This window comes from Streptomyces toyocaensis, from assembly GCF_000725125.1.
In the GTDB taxonomy this organism is placed as follows: domain Bacteria; phylum Actinomycetota; class Actinomycetes; order Streptomycetales; family Streptomycetaceae; genus Streptomyces; species Streptomyces toyocaensis.
In genome coordinates this window covers 58,264-82,662 of record NZ_JFCB01000024.1, presented here as the reverse complement: position 1 = coordinate 82,662, position 24,399 = coordinate 58,264, and the positions used below count along the sequence as shown (strand labels likewise).

Below are 24,399 nucleotides of genomic sequence, written 5' to 3'. Positions count from 1 at the left end.
ACAGGGGCGGATCGGGTTCGCGTCCTATGTCCGGTCTCGTTCGAGCTCCCCGGACTGCGCCCCCGCGGGCCGGCCGGGCGCCACGTGCGCGTGCGGGTGGGGCAGGGCGGAGGGCCCGGGAACGGCGGTGCGTTCCTCGAGCCGGGCGCGCAGGGCGCGGATCTCGGCCTCCAGGGCGAGCCGGCGCTGGTGCGCGTCGTAGAGGTGGCGGATCTTGATGCGCAGGGCCCAGGGGTCCACGGGCTTGGTGACGAGGTCCGCGACGCCGAGGGTGCAGGCGGCGGCGCCGAGCTGCCGGTCACGGGCGAAGCCGGTGAGCAGGACGACGGGGATGTGCCGGGTCTGCTCCAGGCGCCGCATGTAGCGCACGACGTCGAGGCCCCCGGTGCCGGGCATGTGGACGTCGAGGAGCAGCAGGCCCACGTTCCCGCGCAGCAGCTGTTTGAGGGCCTCGTCGCCACTGGTGGCCCGGCCCAGCAGATGGCCCAGCGGGGCCAGGGCGCTCTCCAGGGCGTACAGGGTGTCCTCGTGGTCGTCGACGATGAGGATCCGGGCGTTGGGCGGCATGGCGCACGTCCCTCCTCGTAAGGGACCGGACGGCGGTCCGGACGCTGACGGGCGGTGCTCGCCGGCTGACAAGGAGTGCACAGGGCAGCATGCCTCGCGCGGGCCGCCGTGTCACTCCCCGGCGGCGGAGGTCGTGGTCCGGTTCGCCGAGGGCGTGACGCCACCCGGGGAGCCGTCCGCGATGCGTTCGTGGTGGCGGATGACCTCGGCGATGATGAAGTTGAGGAACTTCTCCGCGAAGGCCGGGTCCAGTTTGGCGTTCTCCGCGAGGGCGCGCAGCCGGGCGATCTGGCGGGCCTCGCGGCCCGGGTCGGCGGGCGGCAGCCGGTGCTCGGCCTTGAGGCGGCCGACCTGCTGGGTGCACTTGAAGCGTTCGGCGAGCATGTGGACGACGGCCGCGTCGATGTTGTCGATGCTGTCGCGCAGCCGGGTGAGTTCCTCGCGCACGGCGGGGTCGACGTCACCGGTGGCGGCGTTGCTGGTGGTCATGGGGTGTCAGCCTACGACGCGGACGGCGGCGCGGCGGCCGGTGGCCGGGGCGGTGGCCGGGGCGGGACCGTACAGTGGAATCGGGTTCTCGGCGTGGCGGGGGTGCGACGTGGCGAACGGCGGGCCGGTGGAGCACGGCTACCCGCACCTGGAGACGGTGCGGGAGGCCGTCACGGCGCTGTACAGGCGGCTGTCGTACGACACGGTCCGCACGTTCTCGGTGAGTGTGGCACCCGCCGACGTGGCGTTCTGCGACACGGACGATCTTCATCTGGGGGCGCAGCGGGTGGCCCGCGAGATGGTGCGGCACTACCGGTTGCCGGACGCGCGGCTGATCGTCGGGTTCCGTGAGATGACCCATGCGGCGAACGTGGAACTGGCGGCGGGGCCGGAGTACTTCGTCGAGCTGAACGACAGGTTCCGTACGCACCGGCGGGACATCGGGGCGGCGCTGGCGCACGAGGTGGCGCACGTGTACCTGCACCGCCTGGGGCTGTCGTTCCCGGGGACGCGGGACAACGAGATCCTGACGGACACGGCGGCGACGTATCTCGGGGCGGGGTGGCTGCTGCTGGACGCGTTCCGGGAGGACGGGACGTCGTCGCAGAAGCTGGGGTATCTCACGCCGGAGGAGTTCGGGTACGTGCTGGCGAAGCGGTCGCTGCTGTTCGGGGAGGACCCGTCGGTGTGGTTCACCAGCGCGCAGGCGTACACGGCGTACGGGAAGGGCATGACGCTGGCCCGGCACGACGAGCAGCAGCCGCCGCTGACCGCGGCCGGCTGGGCGGGCCGGCGGCGGTACGCGCGGGACCGGCGGCACGCCCGGGAACGCACCGCCCGGGCCGGAGCGGGGCAGGAGGCGCCGTACAGCTTCACGGCGGACGGTCACGGACCGCTGCGGGTGTCGTTCCCGTGCCCGACCTGCCACCAGCGGATCCGCGTCCCGGTGAGGGGGCGGGTGCGGGCACGGTGCGGGCTGTGCCGGACGGTGCTGGAGTGCGACACGTGACGGACGGGGTGTCAGGTGCGGACGATTCCCTGCGCGCGTGCCGCCGTCAGCCATTCCGGGAACCCGCTCACCAGGCGGTCGTACAGGTCGGCGTCCGGCATCCGGCTCGGGTCCTGACCGGCGTGGAAGAAGCCCGCGTTGTCCACGACGCGCCTGGCCGGTACGGCCAGTTCGTCGAGTCCGCGGAGGTAGTCGAACTGTTTGCCGTGCGGTTCCCCGAAGCCGACGAACTGCCAGAAGAGGGGCAGCCGGGCGGCCTTGCACAGGTACTTCTCGGCGGCGAGCTTGTTGACCGGGCCGCCGTCGGTCTGGAACACCACGAGGGCGGGGCCGGTCGAGCCGCTGTCGAGGTAGTGGTCGATGACGGCGTCCATCGCCAGGTGGTAGCTGGTCCTGCCCATGTGGCCGAGACCGGCCACGATCCGTTCGACGCGGCCCCGGTGGTCGGCCAGGGCGATGTCGGTGACGGCGTCGACGTCGGTGGAGAAGAAGACGACCGGGACCGTGCCGTCGTCGTCGAGGTGGGCCGACAGGCCCAGCACCCGGTCGGCGAGCGCCTGCACGCTGCCGTCCCGGTAGTACGGCTTCATCGAGCCGGAGTAGTCGACCACCAGGTAGACCGCGGCACGCAGGCCGTCCAGGCCGTGCGCGGCCAGTGACACGCCGGCGGCCTTGTAGAGGCTGACCAGCGCGGGCGCGGTCTCCTCGATCTTGCGCAGACTGATCGCGGCCATCGGCTCCCCCTCGCGCACGGAACTGGGCCCGAGCGTACGGCACCCTCACCCCGCCTCCCGCTCCGTCCACCGGCGTTCGCTATTTTGTTCGCCGCCGTCCCCACCGGCTCATGCCCGTCCCGACCCTCCCGAGGAGCCGGCCCGTGGATTCCGAGTCCACCGTCACCACCTGCTACCGCCATCCCACGGTGGAGTGCCACGTCCGCTGCACGCGCTGCGAGCGCTACATCTGCCCGGACTGCATGCGGGAGGCGGCCGTGGGCCACCAGTGCCCCGACTGCGTCAAGGAGGGCGCGCGCTCCGTGCGGCAGGCTCGCACCCTGGTGGGCGGCACCGTCTCCGCGGTGCCCGTCGTGACGTACGCCCTGATCGCCCTCAACGTGCTGGTGTACCTGGCGGAGTTGGTACGGCCGGAGATCGTGGACCGGTTCGCGATGGTGGGCGCGGGGCTGCTCGGTCCCGACGGGGAGCACTATGTGTGGGTGGACCCCCACCCGTGGGGTTTCACCCCGGAGGGAGTGGTGGACGGGGAGTGGTACCGGCTGCTGACCGGCGCGTTCCTGCATCTGCCGCCCACCGAGGGGACGTTCGGCGTCTTCCACGTGGTGATGAACATGGTGGCGCTGTGGAACCTGGGCCGGCTCGTCGAGCCGATGCTGGGCCGGGTGCACTACCTCGCCCTGTATCTGCTGTCGGCGCTGGGCGGTTCGGTGCTGGTCCTGCTGATCGCGCCCGGGGACGCCGTGGTCGGCGCGTCCGGCGCCGTCTTCGGCGTGGGCGCCGCGTACTACGTGGTGGCGCGTCGCGTCGGCGCCGACCTGGCCCAGGTGAACCGGTACATGGCCGGGCTGCTGCTGTGGCTGGTGCTCTCCGCGGTCGTCACGTCCTGGCAGGGGCACCTCGGCGGGCTGCTGGCGGGCGGCGCGGTGGCGCTGGTCTTCGCGTACGTGCCCCGGGGCGACCGCCGGGTGCTGATCCAGGCGGTGGCCTGTACTGTCCTGCTGGCGTTGCTGATGGTGGCGACGGCGGCCAAGGTGGCCGGGCTGACGAGTGGAGGTGCCCCGCTGTGAGACGTGCCGGTCTTCTGCTGTCCGCGGTTCCTGTGATCGCCACGGCGGTGTACCTGCTGCTGCCGCCCGACTCCCCCGACGCCCCGGCACCACCGCCCGCGGCCACCGCGCAGCCGGCGCTCGGCGAGGCCAAGGACCGGGCCGAGAGCGAACGGGCGGCCGACGACGCCGTCGTCGCGGCCCGGCCGCCGGGGCTGGCCGCCCCGGAGAAGAAGGAACTCGCCCTGCGGCTGGTGGCGAGCGCCGAGCACGCGACGACCGACTGGCGCGGCACCCACGGCATCATCGAGGACGCGGACGACGGCTGCGGGTACACGGCGGGCATCGTCGGCTTCTGCACCGCCACCCACGATCTGCTCGCGCTGGTCGAGACCTATACCGAGGACCACCCGGACAACGGGCTGGCGCCCTATCTGCCCGCGCTGCGCGAGGTCGACGGCACGGACTCGCACGAGGGCCTGGACCCCGGCTTCCCCGCCGCCTGGAAGGCGGAGGCGAGGACGCCCGCGTTCCGGGCGGCGCAGGAGGCCGAGCGCGACCGCAGGTACTTCGAACCGGCGGTACGTCTCGCGAAGCTGGACGGCCTCGGCACGCTGGGCCAGTTCGTCTACTTCGACGCGATGGTCTTCCACGGGCCCGGCGTCGAGGCGGGCGGCTTCTACGACGTACGCGCACGGGCCCTCGAACAAGCTCGGACGCCCGCGGCGGGCGGTCCCGAGAAGACGTATCTCAGCGCCTTCCTGGACGTCCGCCGCGCCACCATGCTGAGCCGCTACCCGGACCTCGACACCTCACGCGTCGACACGGCCCAGCGCCGGTTCCTGAAGGCCGGGAACCTGGGCCTGGCCACGCCGTTGGAGTGGGAGATGCACGGCGAGCACTACACGCTGCGCTGACGACGCCGCGGCGCCCGTCCGCCGGTGAACGGGCGGACCCCGGTGCCGAACGGGGGAGGCGGCCCGCACCGCCTCCTCCGTACGCTTGACCCATGAAGCGTGCCCTGCTCACGGTCCTGTCCCTCGTCGCGATCGCGGCGGCGGGCTGCTCGTCCGCCGTCTCCGGGAGCCAGGAGGCGGAGGGGCTGGCCAGTCCCGCCAAGAAGGAGACAGCGCAGCGCATAGTCGCCAGTGCCGAGAACGGCACGCTCGACTGGCGCAGCGCCTACGGCTACATCGAGGACATCGGCGACGGACAGGGCTACACCGCGGGCATCATCGGCTTCTGCACGGGTACACACGATCTGCTGACCCTCGTCGAGGAGTACACCGGGGACCATCCGGGCAACGGTCTGGCCCGTTATCTGCCCGCGTTGCGCGAGGTCGACGGCACGGACTCGCACGAGGGCCTCGATCCCGGTTTCAGGGCCGCCTGGAAGGCGGAGGCGAAGCGGCCGGAGTTCCGGGCCGCACAGGACGCCAAGCGGGACGAGGAGTACTTCGACCCGGCGGTACGGCAGGCCGAGCGGGACGGGCTGTCGGCACTGGGCCAGTTCATCTACTACGACGCGATCGTCTACCACGGCCCCGGAGACGGTCCCACGAGCTTCGGCGGCATCCGCGCGGACGCCGTGAAACGGGCGGACACCCCGGCCGGGGGCGGCGACGAGGAGGCGTACCTCTCCGCCTTCCTCGACGTCCGCCGCGAGGCGATGCGGGTGCTGCACCCCGGCCACGACACCAGCCGCGTCGACACCGCCCAGCGCCGCTTCCTCGACGAGGGCAACCTGGACCTCGAGACGCCGCTGGAGTGGACGATGTACGGAACGCGCTACGAGGTGGCGTGAGCCGGACATGCGGCGGCGCCTGCCCAGTCGTCCGGTCGGGGACAGGCGGGCAGGCGCCACCAGGTGTTCCGTACGCCTTTGTACGGGACGGACATGAGGGGCCGTCAGGCCTCCTTGGGGGCCACTCCGTCAGACCATGAGCGAGCGGTCCGTCGGACGGATCGGGGCCGGCAGCTCGCTCGCCCCGGTGAGGAAGCGGTCGCAGCCCCGCGCGGCCGAACGGCCCTCGGCGATCGCCCACACGATGAGCGACTGGCCGCGGCCGGCGTCACCGGCGACGAACACACCCGGCACGTTGGTCTGGAAGTCGGCGTCGCGGGCGATGTTACCGCGCTCGTCGAGTTCCAGGCCGAACTGCTCGACCAGACCGTTGTCCCGGTCGGTGCCGGTGAAGCCCATGGCGAGGGTGACCAGCTGCGCCGGAATCTTGCGCTCGGTGCCCGGCTTCGACGTCAGCCTGCCGTCGACGAACTCGACCTCGCTCATGTGCAGCCACTGGACGTTGCCGTCCTCGTCGCCCTCGAAGTGGGTGGTGGAGACGGAGTAGACCCGCTCACCGCCCTCCTCGTGGGCGCTGGTCACCTTGTAGAGCATCGGGAAGGTCGGCCACGGCTGCGCGACCGGGTCCCGCTCCTCGTTCGGGCGGGGCATGATCTCCAGCTGCGTCACGGACGCGGCGCCCTGGCGGTGGGCGGTGCCCACGCAGTCGGCGCCGGTGTCACCGCCGCCGATCACCACGACGTGCTTGCCCTCGGCGGAGATCGGCGGGGCGACGTAGTCGCCCTCCTGCACCTTGTTGGCCAGCGGCAGGTACTCCATGGCCTGGTGGATGCCCTTGAGCTCGCGGCCCGGCACCGGCAGGTCGCGCGCGGTCGTGGCGCCGGCGGCGAGGACCACGGCGTCGTACCGCTTGCGCAGCGCGGTCGCCGGCATGTCGCGGCCGATCTCCACGCCGGTGCGGAACTTGGTGCCCTCCGCGCGCATCTGCTCGATGCGGCGGTTGATGTGCCGCTTCTCCATCTTGAACTCGGGGATGCCGTAGCGGAGCAGGCCGCCGATGCGGTCGGCGCGCTCGTAGACGGCGACCGTGTGGCCGGCCCGGGTCAGCTGCTGGGCGGCGGCCAGACCCGCGGGTCCTGAGCCGACCACCGCGACGGTCTTGCCGGACAGGCGCTCGGGGATCTGCGGCGCGACGTCACCGGTCTCCCACGCCTTGTCGATGATCGAGACCTCGACGTTCTTGATGGTGACCGGCGGCTGGTTGATGCCGAGCACACACGCCGACTCGCACGGAGCGGGGCACAGGCGGCCGGTGAACTCCGGGAAGTTGTTGGTGGCGTGCAGCCGCTCGGACGCGGCCGCCCAGTCCTCGCGGTAGGCGTAGTCGTTCCACTCGGGGATGAGGTTCCCGAGCGGGCAGCCGTTGTGGCAGAAGGGGATGCCGCAGTCCATGCAGCGGCCGGCCTGCTTGCTGATGATCGGCAGCAGGGAGCCGGGGACGTAGACCTCGTTCCAGTCCTTCGTGCGCTCCTCGACCGGACGGGACCTGGCGACCTCGCGGCCGTGGTTCAGAAAGCCCTTCGGATCAGCCATTGATCGCCGCCTCCATCATCTTCTCGGTGATCTCGGTCTCGGACAGACCGGCTCGCTCGGCGGCGTCCTTGGCGGCGAGCACTGCCTTGTACGTGTTGGGGATGATCTTGCTGAAGCGCTGAACGGCGGTGTCCCACTCGGCGAGCAGCTTCCCGGCGACGGTGGAGCCCGTCTCCTCCTGGTGCCGGCGGACCACCTCGCGCAGCCACTGCCGGTCGGCGTCGTCGAGCGCCTCCACGGCGCCGAGGTTGCCGGCGTTGACGTTGTCGCGGTCGAGGTCGATGACGTAGGCGACGCCTCCGGACATGCCGGCCGCGAAGTTGCGTCCGGTCTCGCCGAGGACGACCGCGTGGCCGCCGGTCATGTACTCGCAGCCGTGGTCGCCCACGCCCTCGGAGACGACCAGCGCGCCGGAGTTGCGGACGCAGAACCGCTCGCCGACCTTGCCGCGCAGGAACATCTCGCCGCCGGTGGCACCGTAGGCGAGGGTGTTGCCCGCGATGACGCTGTACTCGGCGAGGTGGTCGGCCGCGCGGTCCGGGCGGACGACGATCCGGCCGCCGGACAGGCCCTTGCCGACGTAGTCGTTGGCGTCGCCCTCCAGGCGCAGGGTGACACCGCGCGGGACGAAGGCGCCGAAGGACTGGCCGGCGCTGCCGGTGAAGGTGATGTCGATGGTGTCGTCGGGCAGGCCCGCGCCGCCGAACTTCTTCGTCACCTCGTGGCCGAGCATGGTGCCGACCGTGCGGTTGATGTTGCGGATGGCGACCTGGGCCCGCACCGGCTGGGCGTCCTCGGCGCCGGAGGCGGAGAGCGCGTCGGCGGCGAGCCTGATCAGCTCGTTGTCGAGCGCCTTCTCCAGGCCGTGGTCCTGGGCGACGGCCTGGTGGCGGACGGCGCCCTGGGGCAGCTCGGGCACGTGGAACAGCGGCTCCAGCTCCAGGCCCTGCGCCTTCCAGTGGTTCACCGCGCGGGTCACGTCGAGGACCTCGGCGTGGCCGACGGCCTCCTCGACGGAGCGGAAGCCCAGCTCGGCGAGGAGCTCGCGGACCTCCTGGGCGATGAACCGGAAGAAGTTCACGACGTACTCGGCCTTGCCGGAGTACCGGTCGCGCAGCACCGGGTTCTGCGTGGCGATGCCGACGGGGCAGGTGTCCAGGTGGCAGACGCGCATCATGACGCAGCCGGAGACGACCAGCGGGGCCGTCGCGAAGCCGAACTCCTCGGCGCCGAGCAGCGCGGCGATGACCACGTCACGGCCGGTCTTGAGCTGGCCGTCGGTCTGCACGACGATCCGGTCGCGCAGGCCGTTGAGGAGCAGCGTCTGCTGGGTCTCGGCGAGGCCCAGCTCCCAGGGGCCGCCCGCGTGCTTGAGCGAGGTGAGCGGGGAGGCGCCCGTACCGCCGTCGTGGCCGGAGATGAGCACGACGTCCGCGTGGGCCTTCGACACACCCGCGGCGACGGTGCCGACGCCGACCTCGGAGACCAGCTTGACGTGGATGCGCGCCCGGGGGTTGGCGTTCTTCAGGTCGTGGATCAGCTGGGCGAGGTCCTCGATGGAGTAGATGTCGTGGTGCGGCGGCGGGGAGATGAGCCCCACGCCCGGCGTGGAGTGCCGGGTCCTCGCCACCCACGGGTAGACCTTGTGGCCGGGCAGCTGGCCGCCCTCGCCGGGCTTGGCGCCCTGGGCCATCTTGATCTGGATGTCGTCGGAGTTGACCAGGTACTCGGAGGTCACGCCGAAGCGGCCGGAGGCGACCTGCTTGATGGAGGACCGGCGGGCCGGGTCGTACAGCCGCTCCGGGTCCTCGCCGCCCTCACCGGTGTTGGACTTGCCGCCCAGCTGGTTCATGGCGATGGCGAGGGTCTCGTGCGCCTCCTGGGAGATGGAGCCGTACGACATGGCGCCGGTGGAGAACCGCTTGACGATCTCGGAGACCGGCTCGACCTCGTCGACGGGGATCGGCCCCCGGCCGGACTTGAAGCCGAAGAGCCCGCGCAGCGTCATCAGCCGCTCGGACTGCTCGTTCACGCGCTCGGTGTACTTCTTGAAGATGTCGTAGCGGCCGGAGCGCGTGGAGTGCTGGAGGCGGAAGACCGTCTCCGGGTCGAACAGGTGCGGCTCGCCCTCGCGGCGCCACTGGTACTCGCCGCCGATGTCCAGCGCGCGGTGTGCGGGAGCGATGCCCGAGGCGGGGTACGCCTTGGCGTGCCGGGCGGCGACCTCCTTGGCGACGACGTCGATGCCGACGCCGCCGATCTTGGTGGCGGTGCCGTTGAAGTACTTCTCGACGAAGTCCTCCGCCAGGCCGACGGCCTCGAAGACCTGCGCGCCGCGGTAGGAGGCGACCGTGGAGATGCCCATCTTGGACATGACCTTCAGCACGCCCTTGCCGAGGGCGTAAATCAGGTTGCGGATGGCCTGCTCGGGCTCGATGCCGGGCAGGAAGGTGCCCGCGCGGACCAGGTCCTCGACGGACTCCATCGCCAGGTACGGATTGACGGCTGCGGCGCCGTAGCCGATGAGCAGGGCGACGTGGTGGACCTCGCGGACGTCACCGGCCTCCACCAGCAGGCCCACGTGAGTGCGCTGCTTGGTGCGGATGAGGTGGTGGTGGACGGCGGCGGTCAGCAGCAGCGACGGGATCGGCGCGTGCTCGGCGTCGGAGTGCCGGTCGGACAGGACGATCAGCCGGGCGCCGTTCTCGATGGCGGCGTCGGCCTCGGCGCAGATCGCGTCGATGCGTGTCGCGAGGGCGTCGCCGCCGCCGGAGACCCGGTACAGGCCGGAGAGCGTCGCGGCCTTGAAACCGGGCATGTCGCCGTCGGCGTTGATGTGGATGAGCTTGGCCAGCTCGTCGTTGTCGATCACCGGGAAGGGCAGCGTGACGCTGCGGCACGCGGCGGCGGTCGGCTCCAGCAGGTTGCCCTGCGGGCCCAGCGAGGAGCGCAGCGAGGTGACCAGCTCCTCGCGGATCGCGTCCAGCGGCGGGTTGGTGACCTGGGCGAACAGCTGAGTGAAGTAGTCGAAGAGCAGGCGCGGACGCTCGCTGAGGGCGGCGATCGGCGAGTCGGTGCCCATCGAGCCGATCGGCTCGGCGGCGGCCTTGGCCATCGGCGCGAGCAGGACGCGCAGTTCCTCCTCGGTGTAGCCGAAGGTCTGCTGGCGGCGGGTGACCGAGGCGTGGGTGTGCACGATGTGCTCGCGCTCGGGCAGGTCGGACAGCTCGATCTCGCCGGCCTCGAGCCACTCCGCGTAGGGGTGCTCGGCGGCGAGCGCGGCCTTGATCTCGTCGTCCTCGATGATGCGGTGCTCGGCGGTGTCGACGAGGAACATGCGCCCGGGCTGGAGGCGGCCCTTGCGGACGACCTTCGACGGGTCGATGTCGAGGACACCGACCTCGGAGCCGAGGACGACCAGACCGTCGTCGGTGACCCAGTAGCGGCCGGGACGCAGGCCGTTGCGGTCGAGCACGGCACCGACCTGGGTGCCGTCGGTGAAGGTGACGCAGGCGGGGCCGTCCCAGGGCTCCATCATCGTGGAGTGGTACTGGTAGAAGGCGCGCCGCGCGGGGTCCATGGAGTCGTGGTTCTCCCACGCCTCCGGGATCATCATCAGCACGGAGTGCGGCAGGGAGCGGCCGCCCAGGTGCAGGAGCTCCAGGACCTCGTCGAAGGAGGCGGAGTCGGAGGCGTCGGGCGTGCAGACCGGGAAGATCCGGTCGAGGTCCGTGCCGGTGCCGCTGTGCTCGTGGCCGGCGGGGCCGAACAGCTCGGAGGCGAGCTGCGACTCCCGGGCGCGCATCCAGTTGCGGTTGCCCTTGACGGTGTTGATCTCACCGTTGTGCGCGACGAAGCGGTACGGGTGCGCGAGCGGCCACGACGGGAAGGTGTTCGTGGAGAACCGGGAGTGCACCAGCGCGATCGCGGAGCCGAAGCGGCGGTCGGACAGGTCCGGGAAGAAGGGCTCGAGCTGGCCGGTGGTCAGCATGCCCTTGTAGACGACGGTCCGCGCGGACAGCGACGGGAAGTAGACGCCCGCCTCGCGCTCGGCGCGCTTGCGCAGCACGAACGCCCGGCGGTCGAGTTCGAGGCCCCGGCTCCGGCCGTCGGTGACGAAGATCTGCCGGAACACCGGCATCGTCGAACGGGCGGTGGCACCCAGCAGCTGGGGCGCCACCGGCACCTCGCGCCAGCCGAGGACGGTCAGGCCCTCCGCGGCGGCGATCTCCTCGATCCGGGCGACGGCGGCGTCGGTGCCGTCCGCCGGCAGGAAGGCGATGCCCACGGCGTAGCCGCCGGCCTCGGGCAGCTCGAATCCGGCCACCTCACGGAAGAAGGCGTCCGGCACCTGGGAGAGGATTCCGGCACCGTCGCCGGAGTCCGGCTCGGAGCCGGTGGCGCCGCGGTGCTCGAGGTTGCGCAGGACGGTGAGGGCCTGCTCGACCAGGGTGTGGGACGCCTCGCCGGTCAGGGTGGCGACGAAGCCGACGCCGCAGGCGTCGTGCTCGTTGCGGGGGTCGTACATACCCTGCGCAGCAGGGCGAGCATCCATGAACGACCAGTTCGGGCGGTCGCTCGGAGAATGCTGGGACGGCTGGCGCGGCGTACGCATCGGCTCTCCCGTCGTCGTCATGTGGCATGTGCGAAGTGCCGAGGGACGACGTTGGCCCTCTGCGTGGTGCGAAATTTCGTGCAGGTTACATGATGGCGGCGTTCTCGGAAACCGGGATACTCCGTTCCACCATGCGGACACCACACGGGTCGCGGCGGAGTTCCGCGCCCGGCGGTGGAGGCTATGGAGACCGGTCCGGACAGATCGATGTCCTCCGGTCGATGGCGGGAAAGGGCTCCTTCGCCCCGTCCCGCGGACGCGCCGCCGGCCTCGTTGCCCACAGCGCTTACGGCTCATTCCCAGCGGTCATGCCGTCGAAACCAGCAAGTAACGACTAGTTATGCGGTCTCTCGTATAACCGCGAGGGGCATCATCCTAGGGCCGTTCCGAACAGCGCGCCCAGGGCGTACGTCACACCGGCCGCCGCGCCACCGAGGGCGAGCTGCCGCAGGCCGCTGTACCACCAGCTGCGCGCCGTCACCTTGGCCACCACCGCGCCGCACAGGAAGAGACCGAGCAGCGCCAGCAGCACGGCCGGCCACAGACTGCTCGCTCCGAGCAGGTACGGGAGTACGGGCAGCAGGGCACCCAGCGCGAAGGAGCCGAAGCTGGACACGGCGGCGACCGTGGGCGAGGGCAGGTCGCCGGGGTCGATGCCCAGTTCCTCGCGGGCGTGGATCTCCAGCGCCTGCTCGGGGTCCTTGGAGAGCTGCCGGGCGACCTCGCGGGCCAGGCCGGGCTCGACGCCGCGGGCCTCGTAGAGCGCGGCGAGTTCGGCCTCCTCGTCCTTGGGGTGCTTGCGCAGCTCACGCCGCTCGACGTCCAGCTCGGCCTCGACCAGCTCGCGCTGGGAGGCGACGGAGGTGTACTCGCCGGCCGCCATGGAGAAGGCGCCGGCGGCCAGACCGGCGAGACCGCTGAGGACGACGGTCTGCTGGCTGACGGCACCGCCGGCGACGCCCGTCATCAGGGCGAGGTTGGAGACCAGTCCGTCCATCGCGCCGAAGACGGCGGGGCGCAGCCACCCGCCGTTCACGTCCCGGTGCGTGTGGTTGTCGCGGTGCGCCTCGTGCAGCGTCGCCTCGGTCTCGATGATGGCCATGCCTACGTCCCCCAGAGCCCTCTTTGGACAAGTTCCATTCTTCGACAACACCGAACCTACGCGGTCCGATTCCCGTCCGCCAGCAAGGAAAGGCTGGGCTAACCTGCGCTTTTGCACGCTCTGCTCGTTTGTGTAGATGAACGCACAGATGTCGACCGGGTGACGCTGAGGCCGGTGATGCTGCGCCGTGCACCGCACCGGGGACAGTTCCGCAAAGGGCTCCGCGCCTCCCCGGCGGCGCGCCCGAGAGGAGAGCCGCGTATGGCATCGACCGCCCGCATCCCCTCCGCCCCGGCGCCCGGGGACGTCCTCGGACGCCGGGAACGGGCGCGCGGCGCGCTGCTCGGCCTGGCCGTCGGTGACGCGCTGGGCGCCCCGGCCGAGAACATGAAGCCCTCCGAGATCCGGGCGCGGTGGGGCCGCATCACGGGGTACGTGACCGACCGCCCGGCGGGCACGGACGACACCGAGTACGCCATCTTCTCCGGCCTGCTGCTGGCCCGGCACGGCTCCTCCCTCACCCCGGCGCACGTCGAGGCCGCCTGGCACGAATGGATCGCGGACCGCGCCGAGGGTCCCTTCCGGGGTGCCGGGTTCAGCGAACGGGGCACCCTGGAGAACCTGCGCAGGGGACTGGCGGCGCCCATCTCCGCCCAGCACCGGCACGCCTGGAGCGACGGGCTGGCGATGCGGGCGGCGCCCCACGGGGTGTTCGCGGCGGGCCGACCCGACGAGGCGGCGCGGCTCGCGGCGATCGACGGCTCGGTCAGCCACGACGGTGAGGGCATCTACGGCGGCCAGGCGGTCGCCGCCGGTGTCGCGGCGGCGATGGCCGGGGCGCCCGTGGTCGCGGTGGTGGCCTCGGCCCTGGCGGTGGTCCCGGAGGACTCCTGGACCGCCCGTTCACTGCGCCGCGCCGCCACCGCGGCCCACCTCGGCGAACGCGCGGTCCGCTCCGCGGTGGTGATCGGCGGCTACCCGTGGACCGACCTGGCTCCCGAGGCGGTCGCCCTCGCCTTCGGCGCGTACGCGGCGGCCGACGGGGACTTCGCGCAGGCGGTGCTGACGGCCGTCAACATGGGGCGCGACGCCGACACGACGGCGGCGGTGGCGGGGGCGCTGGCCGGAGCGACCCAGGGCGTCGGCGCCGTCCCCGAACGCTGGGCGACGGCCATCGCCCCGGCCCGGGGCACCTGCCTCCCCGCCATGGCGGGCCACCACGTCCTGGACATCGCGGACCTGCTGACGCCGGAGATCCCCTCATGACCACACAGACCCCCTCCCCCGAATCCCCACCCGCACCCGCCGGCCGCGACGCCCCCCTGAACGCCCCACCCGAACCCGCCGACGGCGTTCACGCCCCGCAAGGGCCGCCCGCACCCGGCGCCGAAACCCGCACGGGTGGTACGGGCGGGAACATCCGGGCCGAAGGCGCAGCCGAGGCCGAACACCCCGTCCGGCGGCCCCAGGCACACCCGCAGGCCCGCGTCGAAGGCCTCCTCCTCGGCCTCGCCGCGGGGGACGCCGCCGGCTGGCCCGCCGCCCGCCACCGCGCGGCCCGCATGCCGGAGTGGACCAGACGCCTCACCCGCGAACTCGACACCTTCGCCGAACAGAACGCGACGACCACCCTCCCCGTCCCCATCGCCCTGAACCAGCCCTCCGAGCCCCTGCGCCTGGGCCCCTCCGACGACGCCGAATGGGCGGCCTTCGCGGCGGAAGCCGTTCTACGGGCCGGCGACGAGACCGCCTTCGGCGACCTGAGCCGCGAGCGCCGCACCCGTGCGGCCATCGACCTGACCTGGAACACCGTGGCCGGGGAGACCGCCGCCGCGGCGGACCGCGCCCCCGAGACGGAGTCCGCCGTGCTCCCCCTGCGCGCCCGCATCTCCGTCCGCGCGGGCCTCGGCAACCTCGCCACCGGTCTGCGCCCACCGGCGACCGGCCACGACAACCCGCACTACTTCGACGACGCGGCCTGCGTACGGGCCTGCGTACTGGCCGTCGCCCACCCCGGCGACCCCGCGGCCGCCGCCGATCTCGCCGAGTTCGACGCCCGCTACACCCAGGACGGCGACGGCGTGCACGGCGCCCGCGCCATGGCCGCCGCCGTCGCCCTCGCCCTGACCGGGGCGGACCCGCTCGCCTGCGCGGCCGCCGCCTGCGCCGAACTGCCCGAGGACACGGAGATCGGCCGCAACGCCCGGCACGCCCTGCGGCTCGCGGCGGAGGCCGACAGCGCCTTCGCCCTCGTACCGCCGCTGGAGCACCAGATCGTCGACCACGTCTACAGCTACGGCATCGCCGCCGCCGAAACCGTCCCCGTCGCCCTCGCCCTCACCGTCGCCGCCCGGGGCCGTATCGCGGAGGCGGTCCCCGCGGCGGCCTGTCTGTCGCGGGTCGCGGACTCCGCCCCGGCGCTCGCCGGCGCCCTCACCGGGGCGCTGGGCGGCGGCGGCGCGGTCCCGGCGTCGTGGCGGGAGGCCTGCCGCACCCTCTCCGGCTGCGCCCTCCCCCGGCTCACCGGAACGGACCTGGTGGAACTCGCCGGACTCCTGGAAGCCGCGCGACCGGCCACGACAGGGGGATGATTCGGGCATGACGCGCGAAACGGCAGAACATCCCGGCCGGGGCCTCCCCCTGGACGAGCGGATCACCGGGGCCCTCGTGGGGGCCGCGGTCGGCGACGCCCTGGGCGGACCGGTCGAGGGCTACTCCCCCGAGCAGATCGTCGAACGCCACGGCGGACGCGTGCACGGCGTCGTCGGCCCGTGGAACGGCGACGCGTGGCGCACCGCGCGGCCCATCGCGCCGTACCACAAGGGCGACGGCCACGTCACCGACGACACCCTGATGACCCACGCGCTGGTCCGGGTGTATGCGACGGTCCGCGACCACCTGGACGCCTACGCCGTCGCCGACCACCTGGTCCCGGACCTGATGACGAACCCGCGCTGGATCCCGGAGCTGGAGGCGCAGGCGCTCCCGCTGCAGCGGATCTTCCTCGCGGAGAAGTGGCTCGTGGCCCGCCTGCACTACGGGCACGTCGACCCGCGTGAGGCCGGCGTCGGCAACATCGTCAACTGCGGGGCCGCGATGTACATGGCGCCGGTCGGACTGGTCAACGCGGCCCACCCGGCCGCCGCCTACGCCGAGGCGCTGGACGTCGCGGGCGCCCACCAGTCGTCGTACGGCAGGGAGGCGGCAGGGGTCTTCGCGGCGGCCGTGGCCGCGGCGTGCGCGCCGGGCGCGACGGCGGACTCCGTGGTCGGCGCGTGTCTGTCGCTGGCGAAGGACGGCACACGGGCGGCGATCGAGAAGGTCTGCGACACGGCCGGGCGGTACACGGACGCCGAGTCCGCACTGCGTCCGCTGCGGGAGGCGGTGACCCCGTACGACACGGTGGGTCCCGACTACCGCGCCCCCTCCCTGGGCGCCCGGCGCCCGTCCCGGCTGCACGCTGTCGAGGAGCTCCCGGTCGCGCTGGGCATGGTGGTCGTGGCGGGCGGCGACTTCCGGCACGCGGTGCTGGGCGCCGTGAACTACGGCCGCGACTGCGACTCCATCGCCACGATGGCCGGCGCCGTGGCCGGCGCCCTGGGCTCACCGGTCCCCGAGGACTGGGCCAAGACGGTGGCGGAGGCCAGTCGCCTCGACCTGTGGGAACCGGCGGCCGCGCTCACCTCCGTCACCCGCGAGATCTTCGCCCGCGACGTGCGCCGCCGCCGCGCCCACGAGGAGGCGTTCGCGACGCTGGAGGGGCCGGAATGCTCCGGCTGACCTGGGTGCAGCCGGAGGACCTGATCGGCCACGAACTGCGCCAGGCGGCCCAGGACGGCCGCGAACCCTCGGCCGTCGCCGCCCGCTGGCGGGCGGCGGGCGGTGCCGAGGCCCCCCTCACCGCGGGCGCCTCCCCCACCCCGGCCTCCTCCTACCTCCGCCTCCTGGCCTCGGACCTCCTGGACGAACTGGCCGACCTCCCGAGCACACTGACCGACGACGAACCGAACGGCCTCGCCGCCATCAGGTCCCTGTGCCCCGACTGGCCGTACGCCGCAGGCAGCACTGCCGCCGACCGCGGGCAGTCGTGCCTCCCCCAGGGCGTCGAGGGCCTGGGAGGCACCCCCAGGGGCGAGGGGGAGGGTGGACGCGAGGGCACCCCGCGAGCACCGGGCCGCGCAACCGCCCCCCGGGCGTCACACCCCGCCGCCCTGGAAGCCGCCTGGCTCGGCAGGGCGGTCGGCTGCCTCCTGGGCAAACCGGTGGAGAAGCTCCCCCTCACCGGCATCCGCCGACTCGCCCGCGCCACCGGCAACTGGCCCCTTGGCACGTACTTCACCGCCCGCGGCGTCCCCGAGGACCTCGTGACCAGGTACCCCTGGAACCGCCGTTCCGCGACCACCTCCCTCGCCGAGAACATCGACGGCATGCCCGAGGACGACGACCTCAACTACCCCCTGCTCGCCCTCCTCGTCCTGCGGCGCCACGGCCGCGCCTTCACCACCACCGACGTGGCCCGCGTCTGGCTCGACGAACTCCCCGCCGGCCGCACGTTCACCGCCGAACGCGTCGCCTACCGCAATCTCCTCAGCGGCCTGGAACCCCCGCGGACCGCCCACCACCACAACCCCTTCCGCGAGTGGATCGGCGCCCTGATCCGAGCGGACGTGCACGGCTGGACCAACCCCGGCGACCCGGCCGCCGCCGCCGAACAGGCGCACCGCGACGCCACCCTCACCCACACCGCCAACGGCGTCTACGCGGCGATGTTCACGGCGGCCGTCATCGCCGTCGCCGCCACCGGCGACCACGACGTCCACGCCTGCCTGCGCACCGGACTGACGGTCGTACCGCCCCGCTCACGGCTCGCCCGCGCCGTCCGGCACGCCATCCGGCTGGCGCACGAGCACGCCGACTTCGACACCGTCGTCGACCTGCTGCACGACACCCACGCCGGCACCCACCACTGGGTGCACGCCGTCCCCAACACCGCGCTGATCGCCGCCGCCCTCACCCACGCCGGCGGCGACTTCACCGGCTCCGTGTGCCGCGCGGTCTCGGGCGGCTGGGACACCGACTCCAACGGCGCGACCGCCGGCAGCGTCGCCGGCCTGCTCGCGGGGTCGCCCCGGGCGCTCCCCGGCCGCTGGACCGCCCCGCTGAAGAACCGGCTGGCCACGTCCGTCGCCGGCTTCGACGGTTCCGGTTTCGACACCCTGGCCCGTCTGACCCACCTGGAGGCCACCCGCCCATGACACCGTACGACCCCACCCCCGCGGGCCCCCCGCTGACCGGCCTGCGCGTCCTGGACCTGGCCACCCTCTTCGCCGGACCGCTCGCCGCCACCATGCTGGGCGACTTCGGCGCGGAGGTCGTCAAGGTCGAACATCCGAGGAAGCCGGATCCCTCCCGGGGCCACGGCCCGTCGAAGGACGGCATCGGCCTGTGGTGGAAGGTGCTCGGCCGCAACAAGCGCACCGTCACCCTCGACCTGTCCACGCCGGGCGGCCGTGCCACCCTCCTGCGCCTGGCCGGGACCGCCGACGTCGTGATCGAGAACTTCCGCCCCGGCACCCTGGAGAAGTGGGAACTGGGCTGGCCCGAGCTGTCCGCGGTCAACCCCCGGCTGATCCTGGCCCGGGTCACCGGGTTCGGCCAGTTCGGCCCGTACGCGCACCGCCCGGGGTTCGGCACCCTCGCCGAGGCGATGAGCGGCTTCGCCGCGATCACCGGCGAACCGGACGGGCCGCCGACCCTTCCGCCGTTCGGCCTGGCGGACTCCATCGCGGGCCTGGCCACGGCGTACGCGGTCATGACCGCCCTCGCCGGCCGCGACCGCACGGGAGAGGGCCAGGTCGTCGACATGGCCCTGATCGAGCCGATCCTGACCGCGCTCGGGCCCCAGCCGACCTGGTACGACCAGCTCGGTCACGTCCAGCCCCGCACCGGCAACCGCTCCCAGAACAACGCCCCGCGCGGCACGTACCTCACCGCCGACGGCACCTGGGTCGCCGTCTCCACCTCGGCCCAGTCGATCGCCGAGCGCGTGATGGTGCTGGTGGGGCGGCCGGACCTGATCGACGAGCCCTGGTTCGCCACCGGCGAGGACCGGGCCCGGCACGCGGACGTCCTGGACGAGGCGGTCGGCGGCTGGATCGCCCGGCACACCCGCGCCGACGTCCTGGCCGCCTTCGAGAAGGCCGAGGCGGCCGTCGCCCCCGTCCAGGACGTACGGGACGTCATGGCGGACCCGCAGTACCAGGCGCTGGGCACGATCACCACGGTCGACGATCCGGAGCTGGGCCCGCTGCGCATGCAGAACGTCCTCTTCCGGCTCTCCGGCACCCCGGGCGGGATCCGCTGGGCGGGCCGCCCGCACGGCGCGGACACCGAGGAGGTCCTGACCGGGCTCGGCCTCACCCCGGCCGACCTCGCGGAGCTGCGCGCGGAGGGCGCCCTGTGACGGGCTTTCCCCTGACCTGGCTGTACGTCCCCGGCGACCGTCCCGCCGTCGTGGCGAAGGCGCTCGCCGCCGGGGCCGACGTGGTGGTGATCGATCTGGAGGACGCGGTCGCGCCCGACCGCAAGGCCTACGCCCGGTCGGCCACCGCCGAACTGCTGCGCGATCCCCAGCCGGTCCCGGTCCACGTCCGCGTCAACGCCCTGTCCGGTCCGTGGGCCCGTGCGGACCTGGCGGCCGTCGCCCACGTCCCCGGTCTGTCGGGCCTGCGGCTGCCCAAGGTGGCGTCGCCGTCCGACGTGGTCCGCGTCGCGCGCCGGACGGTGTCCGCACACGGCGGCGCGCTGCCCCTGTACGCCCTCCTGGAGACGGCCCTCGGCATCGAGCGCGCCCACGCGGTGGCCACCGCCCACCCGTCCCTGCGCGGCATCGCCATCGGGGAGGCCGACCTACGGGCCGATCTGGGAGTCCGTGACGACGCCGGCCTCGACTGGTCCCGCTCCCGGGTGGTCGTCGCCGCGCGGGCCGCGGGCCTGGCCCCGCCCACCCAGTCCGTCCACCCGGACATCCGGGACCTGGACGGCCTGACGGCCTCCTGCGTCCGGGGCCGCGCCCTGGGATTCCTGGGCCGCGCCGCGATCCACCCGCGCCAGCTCCCGGTCATCGAGCGTGCCTACCTGCCCACGGAGGAGGAGACCGAACGGGCGGAGACGATCCTCAAGGCAGCGGCCACCACCCTGGGCGCGCAGGCCCTCCCCGACGGCACGTTCATCGACACGGCGGTCGTGACCGCGGCCCGCCGCACCTTGTCCCTGGCCCGCCGGGGATGAGCGCCGCCCCGGCAGGCGCTGCACACACCGAGGGCACCCGGAAGACTCCGGGCGCCCTCATCGTCGTACGGCGAGCCGTCAGCCCTTCTTGGCCGACCCGGCCCCGTTCCTCGACTCCTCGGAGTCCCCGGAGCCGTCCTTCGCGGGTGACGCGTCCGACGGAGCGTCCTCCTCGTCCTTCTCCGCGGCCCCGGCCTCGCCGGAGGCGGCAGCGGAGTCGTCCGAGCCGCCGGAGGCACCCGGCTCCACCACGTCCTCCCGCCCCGGCCGTTTCCGCGCCGACAGCACGATGTACAGCACCGCGAGCAGGAACACGAGGACCGAGGTCCAGTTGTTCAGCCGCAGTCCGAGGATCTCGTGCGCCTCGTCGACCCGCATGTACTCGATCCAGAACCGCCCCGCGCAGTACGCGGCGACGTACAGCGCGAAGGCCCGTCCGTGCCCGAGCCGGAAGCGGCGGTCGGCCCAGATCACCAGCAGCGCCACACCGATGCACCACAGCGACTCGTAGAGGAAGGTCGGATGGTACGTGCCCGGGACCCGTCCGTCGGAGGAGGAGGTGATCTCCACCGCCCAGGGCAGATCCGTGGACCGCCCGTACAGCTCCTGGTTGAACCAGTTGCCCCAACGGCCGATCGCCTGGGCGAAGGCGATGCCCGGCGCGACGGCGTCGGCGTAGGCGGGCAGCGCGATGCCCCGGCGCCGGCAGCCGATCCAGGCGCCCAGCGCGCCGAAGGCGATCGCGCCCCAGATGCCGAGGCCGCCCTCCCAGATCTTGAACGCGTCCACCCAGTCACGGCCCTCGCTGAAGTACAGCTGGTAGTCCGTGATCACGTGGTAGAGGCGTCCGCCGATCAGACCGAAGGGCACGGCCCAGACAGCGATGTCGGCCACCGTGCCGGCCCGCCCGCCCCGGGCGACCCAGCGCTTGTTGCCGAGCCAGACGGCAACGAAGACGCCGATGATGATGCAGAACGCGTAGCCGCGCAGCGGAACGGGGCCGAGGTACAGCACCCCGCTCGACGGGCTGGGAATGTAGGCAAGTTCCATGGCAGGGTCGACGCTACCGTGCCGGACCGGGCTCGCGGTGGGCGGCCCGGCTACGGCTCCATAACAGGAACCCCGGAGTGCGCCGGGCGGCCGGCGCTATCCCTCGTTGGCCTCCTGCACCATCTGCTTCAGCTTCTCGGGGGTCATCGAGCGGTCCTCGTAGATGTTCTTCCCGTCGAACAGCACGGTCGGCGTGCCGCCGAAGCCGCCCTTCTGGAAGGCCTCGTGGGACTTGGCGACCCAGCTGTTGTGCGTGCCGTCCTCGACGCAGGAGCGGAAGGCGGGGGTGTCCAGTCCGTCGACCTTGCCGGCCAGCCGGATCAGCCTGTCCTCGTCGGCGAAGGTGTCGTCGCGCTCCAACGGCTGATTCTCGAAGAGCACGTCGTGGTAAGCGGTGAACTTCCCGGCGTCCTGGGCGCAGGCGGCGGCGTTGGCGGCGGTGCGCGAGCCGCTGCCGCCCAGGCCGTTGTCGATCAGCGTCACCAGGTGGTACTCGACCTTCAGCTGACCGGCCTCGGTCAGCTCGCGAAGGGTGGGGCTGTACACCTGCTCGAAGGACTTGCACGCCGGGCAGCGGAAGTCCTCCCACACCGTGAGCGTCGCCTTGGCGCCCGGCTCGCCGACGGGGATGGCCGTGCCGTCCTTGCCGAGGGCGCCCGAGGGCGCGACGACCGGGCCCGCCGACTCGCTCTCGGTGTCGTCGCCGCCGGAGTTGGCGGCGACGACACCGATCACCGCCGCGAGCCCCAGCACACAGACCACGCTCGCGCCCACGATCAGGGCGCGTCGTCGCTTCTCCGCCGCCTTCTGCTTCTCGCGCTCGACCGCCATCCGCTCCCGGGCGGTGCGCTTTCCCTCACGGTTCTTCTCGCTCACACCCCGCAGAACGAACCGGGGAGGCGCAGAGCGCCTCCCCGGTCCCAGGTCCACCCGTACGAGGGACCCGTATGACCACCTGCGGACGCCCGGTCCGCTACGCCCGCCCGCGCACGCCCTCGGCCAGGTCGCCGGCGAGCTCACGGACGGCCTCGACGCCGGCCGCGTCGTCGGGGGCGTCCAGCATCCGCTTGACGAACGCGGAGCCGACGATCACCCCGTCGGCGAAGCGGGCGACCTGGGCGGCCTGGGCGGGGGTCGAGACACCGAGACCCACGCAGACGGGGGTGCCGGTGGTGGCGCGGGTGCGCCGCACCAGGTCCTCGGCCTGCGAGCTGACCGACTCCCGGGTGCCGGTGACGCCCATCAGGGAGGCGGCGTAGACGAAGCCGCTGCCGGCCGCGGTGATCTCGGCGAGCCGCTCGTCCTTGCTGCTGGGCGCCACCACGAAGACCGTGGCGAGCCCGTGCTTCTCCGCGTGCTCCCGCCACAGCGCGGACTCCTGGACGGGCAGGTCGGGCAGGATGCACCCGGCGCCGCCCGCCTCGGCGAGCTCGGCGGTGAAGCGCTCGACGCCGTAGCGGTCGATGGGGTTCCAGTACGTCATGACGAGGATCGGCTTGCCCGTGGCCGCGTGGGCCTCGCGCACCGTGCGCATGACGTCCGCGATCCTGACACCGCCGCGCAGGGCGATGTCGTCGGCGGTCTGGATGACCGGCCCGTCCAGGACGGGGTCGCTGTGCGGGAGACCCACCTCGACGACGTCGGCGCCGCCGTCCAGGGCGGCCTTGACCGCCTCGATGCCGCCGTCCACCGTCGGGAAGCCGGCCGGGAGGTAGGCGATGAGGGCGGAGCGGCCCTCGGACTTCGCCGCGGCGAGGGTGTCGTTCAGCAGCTGCAGGTTCCCGCTCACTTGGCGTCCCCCTCGATCTCGGCGGCGCCGCCGGCCTCGTCGGCGGCGACCTCGGCGTCGGTGTCGTACAGGCCGAACCAGCGCGCGGCGGTGTCCATGTCCTTGTCGCCGCGACCGGAGAGGTTGACCACGATCAGTCCGTCCCCGCCCAGTTCCCTGCCGACCTCCAGGGCGCCGGCCAGCGCGTGGGCGCTCTCGATGGCCGGGATGATGCCCTCGGTGCGCGACAGCAGGCGCAGGGCCTGCATGGCGGCGTCGTCGGTCACCGCCCGGTACTCGCCGCGGCCGCTGTCCTTGAGGTAGGCGTGCTCGGGGCCGATGCCCGGGTAGTCCAGACCGGCCGAGATGGAGTAGGGCTCGGTGATCTGGCCCTCGTCGTCCTGGAGGACGTAGGACCGGGACCCGTGCAGGATGCCGGGCTCGCCCGCGGTCAGGGTGGCCGCGTGCTCGCCGGACTCGATGCCGTGGCCGGCCGGCTCACAGCCGATCAGGCGCACGTCCGGGTCGGGGATGAAGGCGTGGAACAGGCCGATGGCGTTGGACCCGCCCCCCACGCAGGCGACGGCGGCGTCGGGCAGGCGTCCGGCGCGCTCCAGGAGCTGGCGGCGGGCCTCGACCCCGATGACCCGGTGGAAGTCGCGGACCATCGCCGGGAAGGGGTGCGGTCCGGCGACCGTGCCGAACAGGTAGTGGGTGCGGTCCACGTTGGCGACCCAGTCGCGGAACGCCTCGTTGATGGCGTCCTTCAGCGTGCGGCTGCCGGACTTCACGGCGATGACCTCGGCGCCGAGCATGCGCATGCGGGCCACGTTGAGGGCCTGCCGCCGGGTGTCGATCTCGCCCATGTAGATCGTGCAGTCGAGGCCGAAGAGGGCGCAGGCGGTCGCGGTGGCCACCCCGTGCTGGCCGGCGCCGGTCTCGGCGATCACGCGGGTCTTGCCCATGCGCTTGGTCAGCAGGGCCTGGCCGAGCACGTTGTTGATCTTGTGTGAGCCGGTGTGGTTCAGGTCCTCGCGCTTGAGGAAGACCCGGGCGCCGCCGGCGTGCTCGGCGAAGCGGGGGACCTCGGTGAGTGCCGAGGGGCGGCCGGTGTAGTTGACCAGGAGGTCGTCGAGCTCCCTGGCGAACTCGGGGTCGGACTTGGCCTTGTCGTACTCGACGGCGACCTCGTCGACCGCCGCGACGAGGGCCTCGGGGATGAACTTGCCGCCGAAGGCGCCGAAGTAGCCTTCGGGGCTGGGTACCTGACCCTCCGGGTCGGGGACGAAGAAGGTGCTGGACATGCGTGAACCTCACGGTGAGCGTCTG

20 protein-coding genes are annotated in these 24,399 nt (G+C 72.9%); 10 read left to right on the top strand and 10 right to left on the bottom strand.

Features of this window, described 5'->3' with window-relative positions; all coding sequences use genetic code 11:
• Positions 1-24: 24 nt before the first annotated feature.
• Together BU52_RS23415 and BU52_RS23410 are read right to left on the bottom strand one after the other, a co-directional pair.
• Positions 25-567: a response regulator gene (locus tag BU52_RS23415; protein ID WP_037937669.1), complete on the bottom strand. Its 543-nt coding sequence runs from the start codon at positions 565-567 to the stop codon at positions 25-27.
• Between the two features lie 111 nt (positions 568-678).
• Entirely contained in the window at positions 679-1,056 is a 378-nt protein-coding gene (locus tag BU52_RS23410; RefSeq protein WP_037937667.1) for a chorismate mutase, read from the bottom strand.
• 109 nt (positions 1,057-1,165) lie between these two features.
• Between BU52_RS23410 and BU52_RS23405 the strand changes: the two genes are divergently transcribed.
• Positions 1,166-2,065 (top strand): hypothetical protein, encoded by a 900-nt coding sequence (locus tag BU52_RS23405; protein ID WP_037937665.1) that lies wholly within the window; start codon positions 1,166-1,168, stop codon positions 2,063-2,065.
• A gap of 11 nt (positions 2,066-2,076) precedes the next feature.
• On the opposite strand, the gene BU52_RS23400 is transcribed toward BU52_RS23405, so the two are convergent.
• Positions 2,077-2,799, bottom strand: a complete 723-nt coding sequence (locus BU52_RS23400) for a vWA domain-containing protein (protein ID WP_037937663.1) — start codon at positions 2,797-2,799, stop codon at positions 2,077-2,079.
• 143 nt (positions 2,800-2,942) lie between these two features.
• Here BU52_RS23400 and BU52_RS23395 point away from each other — a divergent pair, with 143 nt between their 5' ends.
• The 3 genes from BU52_RS23395 (at position 2,943) to BU52_RS23385 (ending at position 5,652) form a co-directional block, all read left to right on the top strand.
• Entirely contained in the window at positions 2,943-3,869 is a 927-nt protein-coding gene (locus BU52_RS23395) for a rhomboid family intramembrane serine protease (RefSeq protein WP_037937661.1), read from the top strand.
• Positions 3,866-4,765, top strand: a complete 900-nt coding sequence (locus BU52_RS23390; RefSeq protein ID WP_037937659.1) for a chitosanase — start codon at positions 3,866-3,868, stop codon at positions 4,763-4,765. Before BU52_RS23395 ends, BU52_RS23390 begins: the two co-directional genes overlap by 4 nt.
• Before the next feature lie 92 nt (positions 4,766-4,857).
• On the top strand, positions 4,858-5,652 hold the full coding sequence (locus tag BU52_RS23385) for a chitosanase (protein WP_037937657.1): 795 nt from the start codon (positions 4,858-4,860) through the stop codon (positions 5,650-5,652).
• Between the two features lie 129 nt (positions 5,653-5,781).
• Here BU52_RS23385 and BU52_RS23380 read toward each other — a convergent pair whose 3' ends face one another.
• The 3 genes from BU52_RS23380 to BU52_RS23370 all read right to left on the bottom strand — a co-directional run bounded on the left by BU52_RS23380 (position 5,782) and on the right by BU52_RS23370 (position 12,962).
• The gene (locus BU52_RS23380) at positions 5,782-7,245 is read right to left on the bottom strand and encodes a glutamate synthase subunit beta (protein WP_037937655.1); all 1,464 of its coding nucleotides are present in this window, start codon (positions 7,243-7,245) and stop codon (positions 5,782-5,784) included.
• A complete protein-coding gene (gene gltB / locus BU52_RS23375) occupies positions 7,238-11,860 on the bottom strand; it encodes a glutamate synthase large subunit (RefSeq protein ID WP_078903411.1) in 4,623 nt (1,540 codons plus the stop codon). Before gltB ends, BU52_RS23380 begins: the two co-directional genes overlap by 8 nt.
• A 370-nt stretch (positions 11,861-12,230) precedes the next feature.
• Positions 12,231-12,962 carry a VIT1/CCC1 transporter family protein gene (locus tag BU52_RS23370; RefSeq protein WP_037937651.1) on the bottom strand — a complete coding sequence of 244 codons (732 nt, stop codon included), beginning with the start codon at positions 12,960-12,962 and terminating at the stop codon, positions 12,231-12,233.
• Between the two features lie 261 nt (positions 12,963-13,223).
• Here BU52_RS23370 and BU52_RS23365 point away from each other — a divergent pair, with 261 nt between their 5' ends.
• Genes BU52_RS23365 through BU52_RS23340 form a run of 6 tightly spaced genes read left to right on the top strand, consistent with a single transcriptional unit; the run spans position 13,224 to position 20,252 of the window.
• Positions 13,224-14,228, top strand: coding sequence for an ADP-ribosylglycohydrolase family protein (locus tag BU52_RS23365; protein WP_037937649.1), 1,005 nt, complete (start codon positions 13,224-13,226; stop codon positions 14,226-14,228).
• On the top strand, positions 14,225-15,553 hold the full coding sequence (locus BU52_RS23360) for an ADP-ribosylglycohydrolase family protein (protein WP_235216406.1): 1,329 nt from the start codon (positions 14,225-14,227) through the stop codon (positions 15,551-15,553). Before BU52_RS23365 ends, BU52_RS23360 begins: the two co-directional genes overlap by 4 nt.
• A 7-nt stretch (positions 15,554-15,560) precedes the next feature.
• Positions 15,561-16,742 carry an ADP-ribosylglycohydrolase family protein gene (locus BU52_RS23355; protein WP_037937646.1) on the top strand — a complete coding sequence of 394 codons (1,182 nt, stop codon included), beginning with the start codon at positions 15,561-15,563 and terminating at the stop codon, positions 16,740-16,742.
• On the top strand, positions 16,730-18,217 hold the full coding sequence (locus tag BU52_RS23350; RefSeq protein WP_037937643.1) for an ADP-ribosylglycohydrolase family protein: 1,488 nt from the start codon (positions 16,730-16,732) through the stop codon (positions 18,215-18,217). The genes BU52_RS23355 and BU52_RS23350 overlap by 13 nt, the downstream gene beginning before the upstream one ends.
• A complete protein-coding gene (locus tag BU52_RS23345; protein WP_037937641.1) occupies positions 18,214-19,425 on the top strand; it encodes a CaiB/BaiF CoA transferase family protein in 1,212 nt (403 codons plus the stop codon). The genes BU52_RS23350 and BU52_RS23345 overlap by 4 nt, the downstream gene beginning before the upstream one ends.
• Complete coding sequence (locus tag BU52_RS23340) at positions 19,422-20,252, top strand: HpcH/HpaI aldolase/citrate lyase family protein (RefSeq protein ID WP_037937640.1); 831 nt, start codon at positions 19,422-19,424, stop codon at positions 20,250-20,252. The genes BU52_RS23345 and BU52_RS23340 overlap by 4 nt, the downstream gene beginning before the upstream one ends.
• Before the next feature lie 78 nt (positions 20,253-20,330).
• On the opposite strand, the gene lgt is transcribed toward BU52_RS23340, so the two are convergent.
• The 4 genes from lgt to trpB all read right to left on the bottom strand — a co-directional run bounded on the left by lgt (position 20,331) and on the right by trpB (position 24,374).
• Complete coding sequence (lgt, locus tag BU52_RS23335; protein WP_037937638.1) at positions 20,331-21,302, bottom strand: prolipoprotein diacylglyceryl transferase; 972 nt, start codon at positions 21,300-21,302, stop codon at positions 20,331-20,333.
• A gap of 96 nt (positions 21,303-21,398) precedes the next feature.
• Positions 21,399-22,178, bottom strand: coding sequence for a thioredoxin domain-containing protein (locus BU52_RS23330; protein ID WP_037937635.1), 780 nt, complete (start codon positions 22,176-22,178; stop codon positions 21,399-21,401).
• A 97-nt stretch (positions 22,179-22,275) separates the two neighbouring features.
• A complete protein-coding gene (gene trpA, locus BU52_RS23325; RefSeq protein WP_037937632.1) occupies positions 22,276-23,091 on the bottom strand; it encodes a tryptophan synthase subunit alpha in 816 nt (271 codons plus the stop codon).
• Positions 23,088-24,374 (bottom strand): tryptophan synthase subunit beta, encoded by a 1,287-nt coding sequence (gene trpB / locus BU52_RS23320; protein ID WP_037937630.1) that lies wholly within the window; start codon positions 24,372-24,374, stop codon positions 23,088-23,090. Before trpB ends, trpA begins: the two co-directional genes overlap by 4 nt.
• Between the last annotated feature and the right edge of the window lie 25 nt (positions 24,375-24,399).

What these genes read in the sequence shown, in the direction of transcription:
- BU52_RS23400 (WP_037937663.1), bottom strand. Translation starts at nt 2,799, where the DNA reads ATGGCCGCGATCAGTCTGCGCAAGATCGAGGAGACCGCGCCCGCGCTG.
- BU52_RS23410 (WP_037937667.1), bottom strand. Translation starts at nt 1,056, where the DNA reads ATGACCACCAGCAACGCCGCCACCGGTGACGTCGACCCCGCCGTGCGC.
- BU52_RS23345 (WP_037937641.1), top strand. Translation starts at nt 18,214, where the DNA reads ATGACACCGTACGACCCCACCCCCGCGGGCCCCCCGCTGACCGGCCTG.
- lgt (WP_037937638.1), bottom strand. Translation starts at nt 21,302, where the DNA reads ATGGAACTTGCCTACATTCCCAGCCCGTCGAGCGGGGTGCTGTACCTC.
- BU52_RS23415 (WP_037937669.1), bottom strand. Translation starts at nt 567, where the DNA reads ATGCCGCCCAACGCCCGGATCCTCATCGTCGACGACCACGAGGACACC.
- BU52_RS23365 (WP_037937649.1), top strand. Translation starts at nt 13,224, where the DNA reads ATGGCATCGACCGCCCGCATCCCCTCCGCCCCGGCGCCCGGGGACGTC.
- gltB (WP_078903411.1), bottom strand. Translation starts at nt 11,860, where the DNA reads ATGCGTACGCCGCGCCAGCCGTCCCAGCATTCTCCGAGCGACCGCCCG.
- BU52_RS23350 (WP_037937643.1), top strand. Translation starts at nt 16,730, where the DNA reads ATGCTCCGGCTGACCTGGGTGCAGCCGGAGGACCTGATCGGCCACGAA.
- BU52_RS23360 (WP_235216406.1), top strand. Translation starts at nt 14,225, where the DNA reads ATGACCACACAGACCCCCTCCCCCGAATCCCCACCCGCACCCGCCGGC.
- BU52_RS23370 (WP_037937651.1), bottom strand. Translation starts at nt 12,962, where the DNA reads ATGGCCATCATCGAGACCGAGGCGACGCTGCACGAGGCGCACCGCGAC.
- BU52_RS23355 (WP_037937646.1), top strand. Translation starts at nt 15,561, where the DNA reads ATGACGCGCGAAACGGCAGAACATCCCGGCCGGGGCCTCCCCCTGGAC.
- BU52_RS23385 (WP_037937657.1), top strand. Translation starts at nt 4,858, where the DNA reads ATGAAGCGTGCCCTGCTCACGGTCCTGTCCCTCGTCGCGATCGCGGCG.
- trpB (WP_037937630.1), bottom strand. Translation starts at nt 24,374, where the DNA reads ATGTCCAGCACCTTCTTCGTCCCCGACCCGGAGGGTCAGGTACCCAGC.
- BU52_RS23380 (WP_037937655.1), bottom strand. Translation starts at nt 7,245, where the DNA reads ATGGCTGATCCGAAGGGCTTTCTGAACCACGGCCGCGAGGTCGCCAGG.